Source organism: Psychrobacter pygoscelis (genome assembly GCF_004335015.1).
Classification (GTDB): Bacteria; Pseudomonadota; Gammaproteobacteria; order Pseudomonadales; family Moraxellaceae; genus Psychrobacter; species Psychrobacter pygoscelis.
In genome coordinates this window covers 290,818-308,069 of the sequence record NZ_RQRU01000001.1, presented here as the reverse complement: position 1 = coordinate 308,069, position 17,252 = coordinate 290,818, and the positions used below count along the sequence as shown (strand labels likewise).

The window sequence follows — 17,252 nt, the reverse complement described above, 5'->3', positions numbered from 1 at the left end:
CACATATGGCTAAGCAATCACACGCGTTTATTGGACGCGGCAAAATCTATCTAACACCCGTTGTTAATGGTGTTGAGCAGCAGGAATTTTGGGTGGGTGTTGCGTCAAAACAGACGTTTGCCCACTCGGTCACAGACGAGAAAACCCTCTACGAGTACCACACTCCCAACAAAAACGAGTGGGACTCAACTGACGGCACAAAAGAAGTTAACGTCAGTATCACGCTGAGCGAGCGCCGCAAAGAAGCGATGGCAGCAGCACTACAAGCGACTGTAACGACTGTTAATACTGGCAACGTGGAGAACGAGCTGCACGCTGTTAGCGCAGTGGGCGACACGTTTGCACTCAAGTATGCAAAAGTTAGCAGCGTTGCTATCACTGATAGTGCGAGTCCGGACCAGCCTCTTGCTGAAAATACCGACTACAAGCTCGATAAAGACTTTGGGCGTATTGAGATGCTAAAAGACGGCTTTACAGGTCCGCTTAAAGTGTCCTACTCATACGGCGAAGCAACTAAGCTCAAGCCGATGACTAACAGTGTCGATCATTACATTGTACGTACTGAGGGTCTAAATATCGCAGGTCAAAAAGAGCGTCAAATTGTCACTGCTTACCGTGTCAAAATCAAACCTGCTAACGCTTACGAGCTTATCAGTGATGACTTTTCAGGGATGGAGTTAGAGGGCAGCTGCTTGTATGACGACGACAAAGAGGGTACTTACGAGATTGTGACTCTTTAACCTTTGTCCTAGCTGTGATAGGCAGCTAGGGCTTTTTTATTTAATCAAGGAGCTGCTAGATGGCGGCTTTTTGCTTAAATGAGAGATGACTTTATGAGACAAAAATCAAGCACTAAAACCAAGCTGACTAATACACAAACTAATGATGTCATCGTGCTATCAGACGGTCTATATCCAGTTGATGAGCACAATTGGTCAGTCGTAGCATCTAATCAACAAAGGGCGCTAGACGGCTCACTCATCATACAGCAAAGCCTTAAAAAATATGGACGACCACTAACTTTGCAATCACCGCCAGATATGGGGTGGCTATCTCGTGCAACAGTCAATAAACTAAAAGCTGAGCGCGATAAGCTAGCTGCTACATTTTGGCTTGAGTATCTCGCTGATGATACTGTCAGACGAGTTAAGGTCGCATTTGATACGTCTCAAGCTAATGCTATCGATGCTAAAGATGTCAAGGGCTATAACAGCCCTCAGTTATCTGACCCGTTTTTAGTGACACTGCGGTTTATCGAGGTCGGGGATGATTGATGTAGCTATCACAGCTAACACCAAAAAACACTTAGTTTATGTGACATCTTAAAAGATCATAAAGATACTATGGGATATTGCTCTTGCTCTAATGCATAAAGGCTTGATTGCGCCAACTCTGCCAATAAACTATAGTTAAAACTCCTAAAACAAACAGAGAGCGAGTCATGAGTCTATCTAAAAACAAGGTCAAAGTAGTCAGAGTGCATAAATACGATGGTTTTGATGCGTCAAGAGTCATTACAGCTCAAGCTAAGATAATAGATGATATTGATGTTGACTGGGCTGCTTTTAGCTTGGACGAATTAGAGTTTATCGTCACTACTGCACTTGAGGAGCTAGGGCATTCTTTTACATTAACAAAAGGTGACAATCACATTATGGCAAAAGGCAAGCTTTCAGTGTTGCTAAGTGTGAGCGACCATTTAATTATGCTTGAAAATGGTTAACGAACACTAAATTGGGGGGTGTTAACACATCGATTGATATATAACGATAAACTAAACGCAAACAAAGCTCACCATCTGGTGGGCTTTTTTAATGCCTAAATTTTAACAATCCCTGCCCTCATTGCTAGGGCTTTTTTATGTCTGATTTTTGGATGACGCATGACAATTACTCAAAATGATTTAGAGATTTTAAAGACTGGGGTCATGGCTGATACGCCGGATGGGGGTGGTTTGCCGACTGCTGAGCCGATTGCTGACGGTGTCTCTAACAACCTGTTTCCCGACGTGTCAGATATTGACGCGCTGACTGGTCGTGTGCGTCTGCGGAAAGTCGCGCTGGCAGTTAAGACGGCTAACGCTGAGCTATTGCAAGCAGCGCGATTTTTAATTACTGAGCTGCCCGATAACGAGAATATGAGCGTCTTTGCGTTTAAAGCGACATCATTTGCTGACCGTCGTGATGATGCTAAGAACAAGATTGAGTCATATCTAGCGTTTGGTAGTCGCTGGGCAGGACACGTCTTAGAGACTCAATTAGAAGGACAGCGCGTTATCCAAATCTCACTAGATTTGTCTGACCCTGTGCCGTCTGTGGGCCAAGCCATGGCGCTAGTGCAGAATGAAGGCTTGGCAGATGAGTTTTATCAGTATGTGCGAGTGCTTAAAGTTGACACTATTGAGCGTCGTTTCCAGCGCAATGCTGACACTACGGTTAATAGACGAGTTGCGACTATTGAGATTAGCGAGCCGTTAAAACGAGCGTTTACTGGCCTCACAGTACAAGAGTTTTATCAAAACACGTCAACGTCACGTCGTGCTGTCATGAGAGAGGCTCGCATTGCTGATGCTGCCAAATACTACAGTGCATCGCATCTAGCTGAGCCAATTACCGCTCTTGCATCAAGACAAGTCAAGCTTGAGTCTATATACACTCAGATCGTGCCCTCTACGCAAGTAGAGTCGCCATTATTGCAGCGCGACCCAGTTAATCAGCAAGTGACGTTAATTAAAAGCGGTCAAAATGACATACGGATTAATCAGACAGATAATATCGCACCAAACACCACTTTAAATCTACCAAGCGGCGTTTATGCAGGTAGCTTGCGCCTTAGTGTCAATAACAAAGCTCTACGAGATAGCAGTGGTGAGTTGTTTGACTCAAACAAAGTAGCATATGGCTCAATCAAGCATGACACAGGTCAGATTACGTGGTATGACAATGCGAATTGGGGCAGTCAAAGACTCACAGGGTCTTACAGGCCTGCTATCGGGCTTGTCAGAGTGTCGCAGACTGACTATCAAATAGTTGATGAAAACGCAGGATATAGTTATGTGCGCGAGCTTGGCGCTGAGCCATCATCAGGCAGCCTCATAGTAACTTATCAGGTCAACGGACGCGTCTATACAGTACATGACGATGGTCAAGGCAACCTAGTAGATGATAACGGCAGTGGTCGCGGTACTGTGCGAGGTAAAACTGTGCTATTAGCAACAGAAGCCATCCCTGACGCAGGCAGTAACATTATCTACACATTTGGCACTGAGCTAAGCACGACTAAATATGACGAGCAAAGCATCACTGCCGCTTACCACATATTGCCGCTAGAAGGTAAGCCTGTGGGCGATATCGATATCACATGGGGCACTAGCAACAAAGCGACAGTCTCAAATGGTGCGATCACAGGTGATGCGACGGGAAAATTGATTGATAAAGAGTTGCAATTTACACCAAATTTTTCGTTAGCAGCTGATACTGCAATCTCTTTAAGTTACAAAGTTGCAGTTAGTGGTGCGGTAGAGCCGGTGTCGGGACAGGCTGTCAAAAATGGCAGCAACAATATTCAATTATCAGCAACGACTGCAAGCGCGTTTATAAATGGCGACATGTGGATTGAGACAGAATCTCATATGTTGCAACTTGCTTTTGATAGTAGCAGCATCACCTCCGCTGAATTGTACATTAAAAACAATCGAGTGAATCAAAATGATGGTGCGCTTGGTAATTATGCACTATCGCCAGATGACAGTTTTACCGTCAATATTGTTAGTCAAGCAGTCAACGCAAGCGAAAAGTCCATCTCTGCTGAGATATCAATTACCAAAACTGTGACGGGTGTTGATGTTTTAACAAGACCGGGCGTATCACCAGTATTCAAACCTTGGTCAAAAGAGCAAAAGCTGCGGTTTGAGAGCGCGCCCATCAAAGGTTCGGCTGTTGTCAGCAGCTCTACAGAGCCTAAAACAACATCGCTAACACCTACTGTGTTTTATATAGATCTACCTCGTACTGTTGATGCGCCAGTACTAGCAGGGTCGTTAATACTTGATATGAACGGTGAGGTTTTGACAGACAAGTCGGGAGTGGTGTTTAAAGACAAAACTCAAGTCGGCACTATCGACTATCAAAGCGGTGTTATTGCTCTGACGACATGGACAGCTAGCGGTTATGGCTACAGATTGCGTCTAAAGTCTCTAACTCGCGAAAATGACCCTGTGCCACTTGCTAGTATGATTTTTAGAACTCCTGTATCACCAATCAAAAAAGCAAGCTTGCAGATTAATTGTGAGCTTGCTAACGGTACTAATTTGAACTTATCGACTGACTCGCAGGGCAATATCACAGGTCACAAATATGCTCATGGCACAGTTGATTTTAAAGCAGGTGTTGTGGCGCTGTACTTTTACGAAAAGCTTAAAGTATCTGAGCATCCAAACGTCAATAAAGAGCAATGGTACGACGTTGATAATATCTACACCGAGACAGCTACAGGAGCTACTCAATTTATCAACAAGCCCGTGTATGTTAAGCCGGATAGCATCAGATACAACGCTATCGCTTACACATACTTGCCGCTCAATAGTGAGATTATCGGTCTTGACCCTGTGCGTCTACCGACTGATGGGCGTGTGCAGTTTGTCAAAGCAGGTGACTCAATCGCTATTACCGAGCTTAAGACAAAGCAGTTACCAACTCACGAGCCTAATGATTCTTTTAACTTAGGGTTTGAGCGCTTGTCTGATGTGACAGTTGTAGATAGTGAGGGAGTTAAAGTTAGCTACGATGTGCTCAATATCGACTTAGACGCAGGCACTGTAGCGTTTGACAGCTCATTTAGCGCATCGAGCTATACACCGCCATTTACAGCTAAATACCGCATTATGGACCTAGCGCAGGTCGTTGATACTGACATATCTGGACGTGTGACGCTATCCACGGCTATTACTCATGACTACAGCACAAAAGCAGTGTTTAGCACAATGTTGTTAGCCGGCGATATGCAGTCACGAGTAACTAATGTCATGAGTCAAAAATCATGGAATGGCCAATGGTCTAATCAGTTAATTGGTGAGCGCTCAGAGTCGCAAATAAAGACCACTAACAACCCGATTGTAGTAACTAATCGTGACGCAATCACTGAACGCTGGGCGCTTATCTTTACAAGCTCAACGTCGTTCAGAATATTAGGCGAGACGGTCGGTGAGATTGGCTCGGGTGCGATTAATAGTGCTACAGCTCCAATCAATCGCATGACATCCAATCCTTATTTTACCATCCCCCCCGAAGCATGGGGGTCAGGATGGGATGCAGGAAATGTGGTGCGCTTTAACACCATTGCAGCGGCTTATCCCTTGTGGATTGGCAACGCAATACAGCAGCATCAATTGTCGAGACTAGATACTTACGATTTTACTATTGGTTATCATGCCAACATAGACCGCATTAGAGGACAACAATGATTAAATGGTTTGATAGTAAATTAATGGGCAATAAAATCCCCGTTATTACAAACACGCAGGGTGATTTAGTTAAAATGCTAAATGCTATTTTGGTAGACGGTTGCAATAGTCAGCCAGTAACATCTATTAGTTATAGCGATGGCATTTGTACGTTAACACTGCAAAATGGGCATGGGTTTTTAATTGACAGCGTGGTTGATGTTGTTGGCTCTACACAAGCAGGCCTGCAAGACAAAGAGTTTAGAGTAACAAGCGTGAGCACGACAACAATTAGCTTTAAGTCCGACTCTGTGGTTGATGAGCAAGGTCTATCAGTGCGCTATGCTCCGCTTGGCTGGACGCAGCACTTTGCCAGTGAGGGCCGCACATGCTATCAGTCATCAGACCCACGTTATCCTGCATTTTTACGAGTTGATGACACAAAGCTAGAGGGCACAAGTGCAAGTGCTGCTAAATTTGCGACTGTTGAGATATGTGCAAACATGACAAGCTTTGATAATGCCGATTGGCAATCTCCATACAACTCTTCATACCCTGAGCAAAATCGGGAAACAATATCGGGTCGTAGTAATGGCTGGTTCAAATGGTATTATGCAAGTCCGTACTCCACAAGTCCCGATAGAGGCTCTACCACAAATCCTGATGGAGTTAGGGACTATATAATTGTGGGTAATAAAAGTAGCTTTTGGCTCATTAGCTATCCCTATGCAGATGTCACCAATAACAACTTGGGTGCTGTTTTGGGTGTGCCTTTAGTTGATTTTGGGGTGCAAAAATTCCAAACTCTCGTTGCAAGAAGTGGGTTTGGCATAGGCTCGCAAATCGGCTATCCGCATTTCACATTCGCGGAAAGCGATAATAATTCATCAGCTCCTTATTTAAAAAATTACGGTCGGGTTTTTGCTACACATTTAGTGAGCTACACAGAGCATTATCTAACAGATATTCTTTTGCAGTCACCAATATATCAAGGCGACAGTAGCGGACCAGTCTCAGGTGTTTTCGAGGGTGTTGGCATAGTGCCATTTGCTGACAACATGAAACTATCATCTCATATTGTCAAGCATCAGAGCGCAAGATACAAGATAGTCAACATTGGGCAACCTTATCAATTGGCATTTAGCTTGGGGGATGTCTAATGCAGTCATTATTGTTAGTGCAAGCAGGAGAGTATGGGTTGAGAGACTTGTCCAGTCATGCTCGTTTACTGCCATCAAACTTAAATCGCGTCAACATTATTGATGGTCATTACTATTACAATCTGGACGGAGATACCGCAGCTAAATGGCGAATTGATCGCCGGATTCCAGTAGATAGTAAAAAAATGACAATAGAGGGTTGGGTTTATCAACCAAGCGCCCGTACAAACGGGGGGCAGTATTTAATTGGAGGACTGGCTAAAAACACTTGGGAAAAAGGATTTTATTTAGGACTTCATTACGATAGAGGTGGGTTTGTTTTTCCGACCGGCGATGGCGAGCGAGACTACCCAGTCTATGACGCCGTCCCTCATGATACGCCTGTGCATTTTGCATGGGTGATGGATGGGGCCAACAAAGCACTTTATGTTAACGGTGTTTTGTTTAAGTCTGAAAAACTAGAACATGGGATTACCATGCCCGAAGCCTTGACTTTTGGATATGCTAATTTTAATAACCAGCCAAACAACTTTGCATATACTTATCTACATCAGTTAATAATCTGGGACGATGTTAAGTACACAGACAATTTTACGCCAAAGTATATTAACTATGAACAACAAGACTTAGCAGTAGCTAGCACTCTCTCCACAGGTAAAATAGTGCCATCTAACTACAATGGCGTTATTACAGACAAAGTGCTTGAGCTTGGAGTGCCAGTGTCTCGTAAAGTATGCGCCTATCATCGGAGTACTAATGAGCTGATAGCAGTAACATGGTCAGATGATGAGGGTAATTATCGACTAGACAACTTGCGACCAAATACTGAGTACTACATTGTATCTATTGATCATGAGCGCGATTTTAATGCTGTTATACAGGATATGGTGAGAACGAAAACATGATGCTTACTGATGACGCTAAAAACGCGATGCTGCAAGGCTTGGCTGATAAATTAAACGAGGGTGCTAATGCATCCTTAGTTATTTATGCCGATGATGATGCAGTCGCTACTTTTGAGATGCCAAATCCGATTGATGACAGTATAACAAGTGGTAAATTAACTTTTAACTTGCCTAAACAGGTATTAGCAACAGCATCTGCAACGCCTACTACAGCTAAGTTATTTAATGGCAATAGTATTGAGGTGGCATTACTGACAATTGGCACAGATATGATTTTAGACAACTCGGCAGTCTACAAGGGCGGCTATGTCAGCATTACGAGTTTAACTATACAAATTTGACGGGGGTAAATGATGACGGACTACACCCCTAGCACCACCTTAAATTTTACAGAGCCTTATGAGCCGTCATCATTACTTGAGTTTGGTAAAGATGCGACAGGTAGCGCTCCCACAGTTAATGCTATTGTTGCTGCGACAATCGTTGTTATTGCAAGCGTCTCAGGCACAGCTAAAAGACCAGTCGTTAGCGCCACAGCAAATATCATCTACGACTTAAACGCTCAGTTGTCTAGCACAGTGTCTTATGATGCTAACGTGTTTAGAGGTGCTACTTGTGACAAGCAAGGTGGTATTGAGTCTAGCAGATTAATGAGTAGTGCAGTTAGTAGCGATTATGACGCCGCAACAGCATTGTTTATTGATGACAGAGTGTGTTTTAAGTCATCTCAGATAGTTACTAATAATATCGTTATAGATTTTGAGGCCACTAGATATCTATCGATAAAATCTGTGGTACGCGCTGAGCAATCAAGACTCATTGGCAATATCAAGCGCAGCATCAATGAGACAGTTAGGTTTATTAGTCACAAGCGATTAATTACTACTGAGACTGGACGGCTAATTGGCAGAGTTAAGTCTGCAAGTGCTGAGACTATGCATTTATTAGCACAGCGTCAGCGATATGCTATCGAGACAGCAGCGGCAATAGGCAGAAGCGACTCACATCGCGTATTACCAGCTAGATTTGATGCTATTGTTAAGCGGTCCGGTCTTGAGACAGCTAAGATTCCGCCTTGGGCTGCGTCTCATGTGGTTGTTATTGACAGTGATAACTCCTATCAAGGCTCAACCTTGCTTAACTTTGAGTGTCCATGGGTTGACTCAAGCGCACTACTAAACTTTGGTATTGGTTGTCAATATCAAGATACAGGTAACACGTCGCCATTTGGCTCAGGAGTTATATTTGTGATTAACGATTTATTGCTCACTCGCACAGATACCGGCGATGAGATTAAGATGTTGAGCTTTAATGTCGGCATTGATAACAATAGTTACTGTTGGTCGTTTAGTGCAAATGTACCAATCAATGAACTATCAAAAGTCGATATTACCAATGAGTCTGAGATCGAGGTAGAGTTATCAGTCAACAATCAGACATGGCGCTTTATATTAGATGCTTGCGATGACAACGCACAGTTTAATGATGCGAGTCTAACTATCAAAGGCAAGAGCCGAGCGTCAAGGCTTGCCTATCCGTTTGCTCAGCATCGGGGTTACAAATACACGATGTCCATGACGGCGCGTCAGATAGCTAACGATGAGCTTAATCGCGATAGTATACCGTCGGGTTTTACGCTCGATTGGCAGCTTGTTAGCGAGCTTGGATGGAACGTTCCGGCTAATACTTACAGCTACTCGCACAGGACGCCTATTAATAGTTTGCAATGGATTGCAGAAGCGGCAGGTGGTTTTATTAACTCGCATCCCTCGCAAGACGTTATCCGAGTGCTGAGCAACTACCCAATACCGTCGTGGGAGTGGGCGGCACAAGACCCGAGCATCACCATCCCCGAGCAGTTAATAACAAGCCGCAGCCGCAATCGTGTACAAAAGCCGCGCTACAATGGCGTCATGGTGTCAGGTGAGCGTGAGGGGAGTGTAGCAGCGCTTGTAAGGCGCACAGGTACATCGGGCGGTTATACGTCTAATCAAGTAGTTAGCGACCTCATCACAGATGCAGCAGTGGCACGTCATCGTGGTCAGTGTGTGCTTAGTGACACTGGCGATATCGGCAACATTGGGCTAACCCTGCCAATGCATAGCAGCATTGGACTACTGACCCCATCAACGCTAGTTAGAGTCAATGATGGTGAGTCATGGGTAGGCATGGTCCGAGGCACAAGCATATCGGGCAAATTAAGCAGCAATGAGTCACTATTGATTGAGCAATCCATTGATGTTGAGCGTCATTTTGACAAGGAGGTGGTCTAATGGCAATGGGTAATTTGTGGAAGCTGTTTACTGATGCAACCCGTGGCGACGCTCAGCAAATAGCAACAGTCAGAGACCGCACAGAGACTAAATATACGGTTGAGATGTCAAGCGGTAATTATACTGATGTGCAAGGTCAAGGTAGTTACGAGACAGGCAGCAAGGTGTTTATTAAAGGCTCTCAAATTATCGGACAAGCTCCAAATTTGGATTACACAGAGATTGAAGTATGACGGATATCAAAGACAAAACATCGACAAGCATCACTGTTAACAGTCAAGATATTGAGATTAAGCGCGTCAAAATGGGCAATCTGCCCGAGGTTACACGCGCATTTCAGCCGTTTGTCAAAGAATTTGAGAATATCGTAAACGCTCATAACACAGTGTCTAACGGTGACTTGCTAGGACTGATTAGCAGCTTTTCAGATAATGCGGTGATGCTTGCTGCTATCTTGACAGACAAACCGCCCAGCTTTTACCGAGAGCTTGAGCCGTTAGAGTTTTTACATGTCATGCAAACATTGATCTCCCATTCGGGGGATTTTTTTTTGACACAGATTTTCACGCCCCTGATCCAAATCGGCAAGCAACTCAATACACTTGGTACGACAGCTTACTTAAATTCGCAAAATTAGGGTTTAGCGCGGCTGACGTGGACGATATGTTATTTGGAGATTGGCGCGGTTATCAGCAGGCAATTGCCCGCGCTCGCACTGATAATATCAAAGACATGGCGATAGCATTTAGAATATCAAAGGTAGAAAAAAAGGATTGGGAGCAGTTTATTAACAGCTAACTGTTGCTGATTTGTCGTATATAAGCTAAAGTTTAGTAAATTGTATCAGTGGCTAAAACTATGAAAAAGCAACTATTTGGCATGCCTTTACACTACTCATTGATTGCATTTGCAGTAGTATTTTTTGGGCTTATGATTTATTTAAACAACTCTACTATGTCGCCCGAGGGGTTGGCAGAAATGGAAGCTAGACAAGCACAAAGGGTGCAAGATGAGTTAGACGCAGCAAAAGCAAACAGACTCAAACCAGAAGTTATGTCGGCTGACTGTCAAACAAGACTACAAAAAACGCTTAAGAACCCAAAATCTTTAGACATGACATACAGTCCGGACAATGTGAGAAACAACGGAGATGAGATAGTCGTCAGCTTTGATTATCGTGCTGAAAACGGTTTTGGTGGTATGACTGGCGGACATGCGACTTGTGCTTATACGCTAAACGGCTACCACAAGAGTAGTAATTTTATCTAACCAATATCATAAGGCAATAAGGCAATAATTATGGCAATCAATCAACAAGACCTAGCGCTAATCGCTGCTCCTATTACAAAAGAGCATTACCCAAAAACCTTTGATTTATGGGGCAGTGAGTGGATTGATAGAATTAACAAACTGTCAGTACAAGCAGCATTGCTAGTTGATAGGCGTGTAGACGGTGATAACGTTGCCTATGTTGGATTGTCTGAAGATAAGAGCAAAGCAAAAGCCAAGCCTGTGGTGTTTGTCGATACTGAGGGTTTTAAGAGGTATTACATTAGTGAGCGTCACGTCAAGCAAAGCAAGCTACCAAAACCTGTGCAAGTCTAGACAAAATAGAAGAACCCAGCCCTGCCACCGAGCAGGGTTTTTTATTGCCCAAAATTTGAGGTAGCAAATGGCAAATCAATTAGATTTTAGCGTCAGATTGCAGATGCTAACAGACTCGTTTAATCAAAACGTCCGCGAAGCAGGTGACCGATTTAGTCAAATGACGCGAACTATCAGTCAGCGTGTCGAGTCAATGAATGCCGATACGTCAAGAGCTGCCGACTTATTGGGTCGCCTTGGCAATGTAGACACTAACACTCTGACATCAGAGATTGAGCAAGCGGCGCAACAGCTGCGTAGCATGGGTTCAGGCGCTCAATTGACACAAGAGCAAATAGACGCCGCTATGCGTCAATCAGCGTTACACACAGAGCGATTAGCACAGCAGTTGAGAGTTGCCAAGCAAGAAGTAGAGCGGCTTGGTAGCACCTCTGCTACTCCTGCACAGTTAGCCGAGGCAGCTGCTAAAGTTGATAATCTAACTGCTAGAGTAGCCGAAGCTCGACTTAAAGTTGAACAACTAAGCAGTACTAACGGCACACCTGCACAAATCGAAGAAGCAAAAGCTAAAGTTGATAGACTGGGTGCTAGCATTACAGAAGCGCGTCAAGAGATTGTGCAGATGTCGCAGACACGCGGCACTCCTGAGGATATCGACTCTGCAAAAGGCAAAGTGGATAATCTTAGTAGCAGCTTGGCAGAAGCTCGCGCAAGGGTTAAGCAGCTATCTCAAACTCGCGGAACTCCCGAACAAATTGATGCAGCCAAAGCCAAAGTCGACAGTCTATCAAACGCAGTCGACGAAGCAAGGTTAAATGTTGAAAGGTTGTCTCGTACTAATGGTACGCCTGCTGACATTATCGAAGCCAAGGGACGCATTGATAGTGTCAGCTTGAGTCTCGACGAAGCGCGCTTGAAAGTCGAGCGGCTATCAAGAACCAACGGCACTCCCGATCAGATTGTCGAAGCTAAAAACAAAGTCGATAATCTCGCAGCGTCAATCACCGAAGCTAAATCCAAAGTCGAGCAATTATCGCGCACAGTCGGCACACCTCAAGACATCGCGGAAGCTAAAAATAGAGTCAATGATTTTGGTCTGAGCATTGATGCAGCTAAAGCCAAAGTTAAAGAGCTATCGCAAACTAAGGGCACACCAGAAGACATTGAAAACGCTAAAGCTAAGATTGCAAGCTTAAAAGATGAATTGTCTGCTGCTAAATTGGCAGTTAAATCTCTACGAGATAGTGACGCAAGCCCACAAGATATCGAAGCTGCTCAAAACAAGGTCAGGGCGCTAACATCGTATATTGAGGGCACAAGAGACGAAGTTAAAAGGCTACGTGAGACTAAAGGCACACCCGAAGATATCGCCAATGCTAAAAACGAGGTCAACAACCTATCGTTAAGTCTCGCTGAAGCTAGAGACCACGTTAAGTTATTGTCTCAGACTCGCGGAACGCCAGAAGATATTGCTGAAGCCAAAAATCAGGTTAACGCACTATCTCGAAGCTTAGCTGATGCTAAAAACGAAGTACGCCAATTGAGCGACACTAGCGCAAGTCCTGCTGATATTGCGACTGCTAAAGCAAAAGTTGAAGAACTTAAGGCGACGCTAGACGCAACTCGCGAAGAAGTTAGGCATCTTAGTCAAACTAGTGCCACTCCCGAAGATATCGCTGAGGCTAGAGCTAAGGTTACAGCGCTTAGTCAAGACTTGAATGAAGCTCGTACTGAAGCGCGTGAGCTTAATCAAACTAGCGGCTCACCTGCTGAGCTACTAGAAGCGAAAGCCAAAGTTAATCAGCTAAAAGAAAGTCTTAACAGTGCTCGTGAAGAAGTCCGTCAGCTAAGTCAAACTAATGCTAGTCCTGCCGATATTGCCGAAGCTAAGGCGCGTGTTGCTGCTCTGAAAGCTGAATTGGGAGAAGCGCGAACAGAAGCGCGAACACTAAGTCAGACAAGTGCTACACCTGCCGATATTGCCGAAGCCCGAGCTGCTGCCAATGCGCTAGAGCAAGAGCTTGAGCAAGCAAAGCAGGCAGCTTTAGACTTAAGTCGTACTGGCGCAAGTCCGGCGGAATTGGCAGAAGCTGCTGAGCGTGTGCAGCGTCTAGAGCAAGAGTTGGGCAGGGCATCACGCGCTAGCACTGACTTGGCTAATGAGATGTCACGCGCTATGAATCGTGCGTCAGACACTGCTGAAGCTGCGCGCAATGCTATTTATCGCATGACAAACACACGTCTACCGGACACTGTCACTAATCAAATTAACGAGATGCGACGTGCATTGACTGAGTTTCAAAACGACAGTACACGACCTGCGGAGGAAATCCGCAGAATAACGCGCATCACAGAGGAGCAGATACAGCGGCTAGAGCAAGAGCTGCGCGGACTTGATGACCAGATAGACCGCACAACTCAAGAGACACATAGTTTTACGGGTGGTATCAGTGGCGTTAGAAACGCTATTGGTAGCTTGCAAGGTATGTTAGCAGCGGCAGGTCTTGGCATTGGCGTCGCTGAAATTATCGAAACCTCTGATGCATTTAAGACGCTAGAAGCTCGCATCAAGCTTGCTACCGGAGAAGGTGCGGCATTTGTCACGGCCTTTGAAGGCGTTAAACGTATTGCTAATGAGACATTTAGCAGCATTGAAAACACGGGTGAGTTGTTTGCCCGTGTTACTCAGTCAGCAGAAGCCCTAGGATTAGCCCAGTCTGAGGTCTTGGGCATTACTCAGTCTATCAACCAAGCCATTAAGCTGTCGGGCGGTAGCGCTGCGTCTGCTGATGCTGCGATTACTCAGTTGATACAGGGTTTGCAATCAGGTGTTGTGCGTGGCGAGGAGTTTAACTCGATCATGGAGCAAGCCCCACGCTTAGCTCAAGCGATGGCGGCAGGCTTAGGAGTTACTCGTGGTGAGCTGCGAGCGATGGCAGCAGATGGCAAGTTAACATCTGAAGTCGTCTTAAGAGCCGTCCAGTCTCAAGCCGATGTCATTACTAAAGAGTTTGACTCACTACCAATTACGGTCGGTAATGCAGTGGCAGTCATGAAGAATAAACTCTTTGACTTTATCGGCAATATGGATAAGACAGTTGATCAGTCATCCAAACTTGCTGAAGCCATTAACTCTATCAGTAGCGCCATGGAGAACATGGACCCGACTACTATAGATGCTATCAATCAAACGTTTAATCAGTTGATGACGACTGTGGGAAGCTTATGGCGCACCATTGCAGATACATACAACGGTATAAATGAATGGATTGGCATACTGACTAATAGCGCTGACGTGGCGAGCGAGAAAGTAGGAATTATTACTCGCACTATGCAAGGTGTCAGCATTGTATTGGGCACTATCAATGATGGCTTGGCAGCGATAAGTATTGCATCTAATGTTGTTGAGGGGTCAATATCTGCATGGCTATCGACACTGACACTAGGCTTGTCAAAAGTCACATTTGGTGAGCTATCAGCAGACTTAGAAGCATTTGCACAGCGTCTCGCTAAAAACTCATCAGAGTCGTACAAAAAAGCCGAAGATGCTGCAATGAGCTTTAAGTCGGCAGCAAAAGCAGCTTTAGATGATGCGGCTAAAAGCAATCAGGACAGACTCAATGAAGTAGCCGAATCTGCAACAGCAGCTTATCAGCAAATGTCTCAAGATGGTCAGGCGTCAGCTGAAGCTCTAGAGGGTGCGTTTGCTGAAATGGCTAAGGCTCAGGTTAAAGCACATGGCGAAGGCGCACTGGCATCTTTGCAAGCACTTGGTGCTGAGCAAAACTTAAAAGTCGCTATCGATGAGACAGGCAAAGCTATTGTCGAGAAGATGAGCGATAACGAGATAGCTGCGGCATCAGCAGAAACTACAGCTAAAAATATTGACGCTGCTTATAGCAAGCTCGCTGATACTGTTGGCGTTGGTCTCAGCGAAGGATATCGAGAGGCAAAAGCGGCTGTACTAGAGCTGTCTAAAAACTTTGATATCTTAAGCGAATCCGGCTACCAAGCAGGTGAGGTCATGGTTGCGGCGCTTGGTGATATGGTTAAAAAGGCTAAGAACACTGACGAACTGCAAGATGTTATCTCAATTTGGGAGGACTTGGGAGAACAGGGCAGGCTGACAGGTGAGGATTTGGCAGCAGGTCTTGACTTAGCTAACGAGCGACTGGACGCACTGACTGAGGGCGTCAATAGTGTCAACGAAGCTTACAAGCTGCTAGGTCTTACGACGCGCAAAGAAGCAGCTAAGCAAGCCGAAGTTTACAACCAAGCTTATAGCATGATTGTAAAAGACGGTGAGGCTACAGCAGGTCAGCTTATTGAAGCGTTTAAAAAGACTGCTAAAGCTCAAATCGCGGCGAATGGAGATGTCATCGACGCTACAACACGAGCGCAAGCTGCACAGCGCGGCTTGACAGTCTCTGTCGATGAAACGGGTCGTGTGTCGTTTGAGTCTATGAGTAAAGCAGCTCGGGCGACTAATGACGCCAAGCCTCCAGTTGACAGAGTTAAAAACAGCATGTTTGAATTGAGCAGCGCGGCAGGTAAAGCTGGCAACTCGATGAAAAACGCAGCTGATAAAGCTTATCGGTCTTACGACAAACTCAAAAGTAAGATTGATGAGTTAAAAACAGCTCAAGCTCAATTAGATGCTGAGCGCAAAGCACGAAACTCTGCGCCAGAGTCTAATCAATTTGGCACAAAGCAAGGCGTCGAGGGGTTTTTAAAATCAGCAGGATTGTCGTCAGACGAAGCAGCTGAGCAAGCGCGTAAGTTGTACGCCAAGTCGGGTAAGAGAGACGGAGCGCTCAACTTTGGTCAACTGCAAGGCTTTCGAGATGGACAGCGCTTGTCGATATCTGACTTACAAAACTTTAAGACAGCGAGTCAATACTTATCTGACATCGCACAGCGCGAAAAAGTGCGTCAAAAAAGTCGCTTAAATGGTGGTAAGCGCGATACAGACGACGATGACTCAAATAAAGAGTCGTCTAGACGCGAATCAAATCCAGCGCCTTATGACTCAGAGGAACAGAAGCAACAAGCCCTGCGCCTCTATAACAAAAAGCTTGAGAACTTAATAGAGGCAAAGCAAAAAGGAGCATCTGCTGATGATTTAAGAGACTACAAAGAGGTCCTAGATAATGCCGCCAATATGCTTAAGGAGCTAGGCGTAGCAGTGCCTCAGCAACAAGTCTTGTTTGACAAAATCGCTCAGAGAACCATGTCGTTAAGCACTCCCACGTTGCCTGAACAAACGCCGCAAAAAACAGTACAAATTGAGATCAAGCAAGGCAGCAAGCGCATTAATGCAACTGTGCCAGAAAATCAAGAGAATGACTGGATAGATTTTGCCAAGAAACTTGGTGAATCTAGAGCATTAGCAGGATATTAACCACCGCCTACGGGCGGTTTTTTATTGACTAAATTTAGGAGGGCGTATGCCCCATAACATCAACCAATACGATTTTTTGTTACTCAAAGCACTGATGTATCTACCCAAAGTTTTTGCGGCAATCATAGGCGCTATCTTTGGATTAGTGCTGTCGGGTGATATTGGCAGAGATGGCAAAATCAGCATCAATATGTCAGTTATCATCAAGTTTACTATAGCTGTCACAATCAGCTTGTACGGCGGCGAAGCGTCTATCGAGTATTACGGATGGCAGAGCTACAGTGTGATGACACACGGCTTTATCATGCTCGGGTGGGCTATATTTGGCATGTTAGTAATCGGCGTTGTTTATCAGTCAATAGCGCTGATGCAAGGCAAGCCGCTTGCCGAGATTATCAAAGAGATTAAAGACGCATTTTTTGCGATATTTAATCGCTAACCCTAATTTTAATAATCAATAGCCGCTTT

Annotated in this window: 15 protein-coding genes; all 15 read left to right on the top strand. The window is 44.9% G+C overall.

Translation table 11 applies throughout. The annotated features are described in order from the left end of the window. Positions 1-5 precede the first annotated feature (5 nt). Positions 6-740 carry a phage tail tube protein gene (locus EGV92_RS01125; protein ID WP_131667374.1) on the top strand — a complete coding sequence of 245 codons (735 nt, stop codon included), beginning with the start codon at positions 6-8 and terminating at the stop codon, positions 738-740. A 93-nt stretch (positions 741-833) separates the two neighbouring features. After that, positions 834-1,274 (top strand): hypothetical protein, encoded by a 441-nt coding sequence (locus EGV92_RS01120; RefSeq protein WP_131667373.1) that lies wholly within the window; start codon positions 834-836, stop codon positions 1,272-1,274. A 167-nt stretch (positions 1,275-1,441) separates the two neighbouring features. Next, the gene (locus EGV92_RS01115; RefSeq protein ID WP_131667372.1) at positions 1,442-1,723 is read left to right on the top strand and encodes a hypothetical protein; all 282 of its coding nucleotides are present in this window, start codon (positions 1,442-1,444) and stop codon (positions 1,721-1,723) included. A 159-nt stretch (positions 1,724-1,882) separates the two neighbouring features. Beyond that, positions 1,883-5,461 carry a hypothetical protein gene (locus EGV92_RS01110; protein ID WP_131667371.1) on the top strand — a complete coding sequence of 1,193 codons (3,579 nt, stop codon included), beginning with the start codon at positions 1,883-1,885 and terminating at the stop codon, positions 5,459-5,461. Further along, positions 5,458-6,600 (top strand): hypothetical protein, encoded by a 1,143-nt coding sequence (locus EGV92_RS01105; RefSeq protein WP_131667370.1) that lies wholly within the window; start codon positions 5,458-5,460, stop codon positions 6,598-6,600. Before EGV92_RS01110 ends, EGV92_RS01105 begins: the two co-directional genes overlap by 4 nt. Next, positions 6,600-7,505 (top strand): LamG-like jellyroll fold domain-containing protein, encoded by a 906-nt coding sequence (locus tag EGV92_RS01100; protein ID WP_131667369.1) that lies wholly within the window; start codon positions 6,600-6,602, stop codon positions 7,503-7,505. Before EGV92_RS01105 ends, EGV92_RS01100 begins: the two co-directional genes overlap by 1 nt. Next, complete coding sequence (locus EGV92_RS01095; protein ID WP_131667368.1) at positions 7,502-7,846, top strand: hypothetical protein; 345 nt, start codon at positions 7,502-7,504, stop codon at positions 7,844-7,846. The genes EGV92_RS01100 and EGV92_RS01095 overlap by 4 nt, the downstream gene beginning before the upstream one ends. Positions 7,847-7,855: 9 nt before the next feature. Then, positions 7,856-9,778 carry a hypothetical protein gene (locus EGV92_RS01090; RefSeq protein ID WP_131667367.1) on the top strand — a complete coding sequence of 641 codons (1,923 nt, stop codon included), beginning with the start codon at positions 7,856-7,858 and terminating at the stop codon, positions 9,776-9,778. After that, entirely contained in the window at positions 9,778-10,011 is a 234-nt protein-coding gene (locus tag EGV92_RS01085) for a hypothetical protein (protein WP_131667366.1), read from the top strand. Before EGV92_RS01090 ends, EGV92_RS01085 begins: the two co-directional genes overlap by 1 nt. Beyond that, positions 10,008-10,415 (top strand): hypothetical protein, encoded by a 408-nt coding sequence (locus EGV92_RS01080; protein ID WP_131667365.1) that lies wholly within the window; start codon positions 10,008-10,010, stop codon positions 10,413-10,415. Before EGV92_RS01085 ends, EGV92_RS01080 begins: the two co-directional genes overlap by 4 nt. 17 nt (positions 10,416-10,432) lie before the next feature. Continuing rightward, a complete protein-coding gene (locus EGV92_RS13825) occupies positions 10,433-10,576 on the top strand; it encodes a hypothetical protein (protein WP_165525531.1) in 144 nt (47 codons plus the stop codon). Between the two features lie 60 nt (positions 10,577-10,636). After that, positions 10,637-11,047: an ATP synthase subunit B family protein gene (locus EGV92_RS01075; RefSeq protein WP_131667364.1), complete on the top strand. Its 411-nt coding sequence runs from the start codon at positions 10,637-10,639 to the stop codon at positions 11,045-11,047. 30 nt (positions 11,048-11,077) lie between these two features. After that, positions 11,078-11,383 (top strand): hypothetical protein, encoded by a 306-nt coding sequence (locus tag EGV92_RS01070; RefSeq protein WP_131667363.1) that lies wholly within the window; start codon positions 11,078-11,080, stop codon positions 11,381-11,383. A gap of 67 nt (positions 11,384-11,450) precedes the next feature. Beyond that, positions 11,451-16,784 carry a tape measure protein gene (locus tag EGV92_RS01065; protein WP_131667362.1) on the top strand — a complete coding sequence of 1,778 codons (5,334 nt, stop codon included), beginning with the start codon at positions 11,451-11,453 and terminating at the stop codon, positions 16,782-16,784. A gap of 46 nt (positions 16,785-16,830) precedes the next feature. Then, on the top strand, positions 16,831-17,223 hold the full coding sequence (locus EGV92_RS01060) for a hypothetical protein (RefSeq protein WP_131667361.1): 393 nt from the start codon (positions 16,831-16,833) through the stop codon (positions 17,221-17,223). Positions 17,224-17,252: the final 29 nt, after the last annotated feature.

What these genes read in the sequence shown, in the direction of transcription:
- EGV92_RS01125 (WP_131667374.1), top strand. Translation starts at nt 6, where the DNA reads ATGGCTAAGCAATCACACGCGTTTATTGGACGCGGCAAAATCTATCTA.
- EGV92_RS01090 (WP_131667367.1), top strand. Translation starts at nt 7,856, where the DNA reads ATGATGACGGACTACACCCCTAGCACCACCTTAAATTTTACAGAGCCT.
- EGV92_RS01085 (WP_131667366.1), top strand. Translation starts at nt 9,778, where the DNA reads ATGGCAATGGGTAATTTGTGGAAGCTGTTTACTGATGCAACCCGTGGC.
- EGV92_RS01060 (WP_131667361.1), top strand. Translation starts at nt 16,831, where the DNA reads ATGCCCCATAACATCAACCAATACGATTTTTTGTTACTCAAAGCACTG.
- EGV92_RS01115 (WP_131667372.1), top strand. Translation starts at nt 1,442, where the DNA reads ATGAGTCTATCTAAAAACAAGGTCAAAGTAGTCAGAGTGCATAAATAC.
- EGV92_RS01075 (WP_131667364.1), top strand. Translation starts at nt 10,637, where the DNA reads ATGAAAAAGCAACTATTTGGCATGCCTTTACACTACTCATTGATTGCA.
- EGV92_RS01105 (WP_131667370.1), top strand. Translation starts at nt 5,458, where the DNA reads ATGATTAAATGGTTTGATAGTAAATTAATGGGCAATAAAATCCCCGTT.
- EGV92_RS01080 (WP_131667365.1), top strand. Translation starts at nt 10,008, where the DNA reads ATGACGGATATCAAAGACAAAACATCGACAAGCATCACTGTTAACAGT.
- EGV92_RS01120 (WP_131667373.1), top strand. Translation starts at nt 834, where the DNA reads ATGAGACAAAAATCAAGCACTAAAACCAAGCTGACTAATACACAAACT.
- EGV92_RS01065 (WP_131667362.1), top strand. Translation starts at nt 11,451, where the DNA reads ATGGCAAATCAATTAGATTTTAGCGTCAGATTGCAGATGCTAACAGAC.
- EGV92_RS01110 (WP_131667371.1), top strand. Translation starts at nt 1,883, where the DNA reads ATGACAATTACTCAAAATGATTTAGAGATTTTAAAGACTGGGGTCATG.
- EGV92_RS01070 (WP_131667363.1), top strand. Translation starts at nt 11,078, where the DNA reads ATGGCAATCAATCAACAAGACCTAGCGCTAATCGCTGCTCCTATTACA.
- EGV92_RS01100 (WP_131667369.1), top strand. Translation starts at nt 6,600, where the DNA reads ATGCAGTCATTATTGTTAGTGCAAGCAGGAGAGTATGGGTTGAGAGAC.
- EGV92_RS01095 (WP_131667368.1), top strand. Translation starts at nt 7,502, where the DNA reads ATGATGCTTACTGATGACGCTAAAAACGCGATGCTGCAAGGCTTGGCT.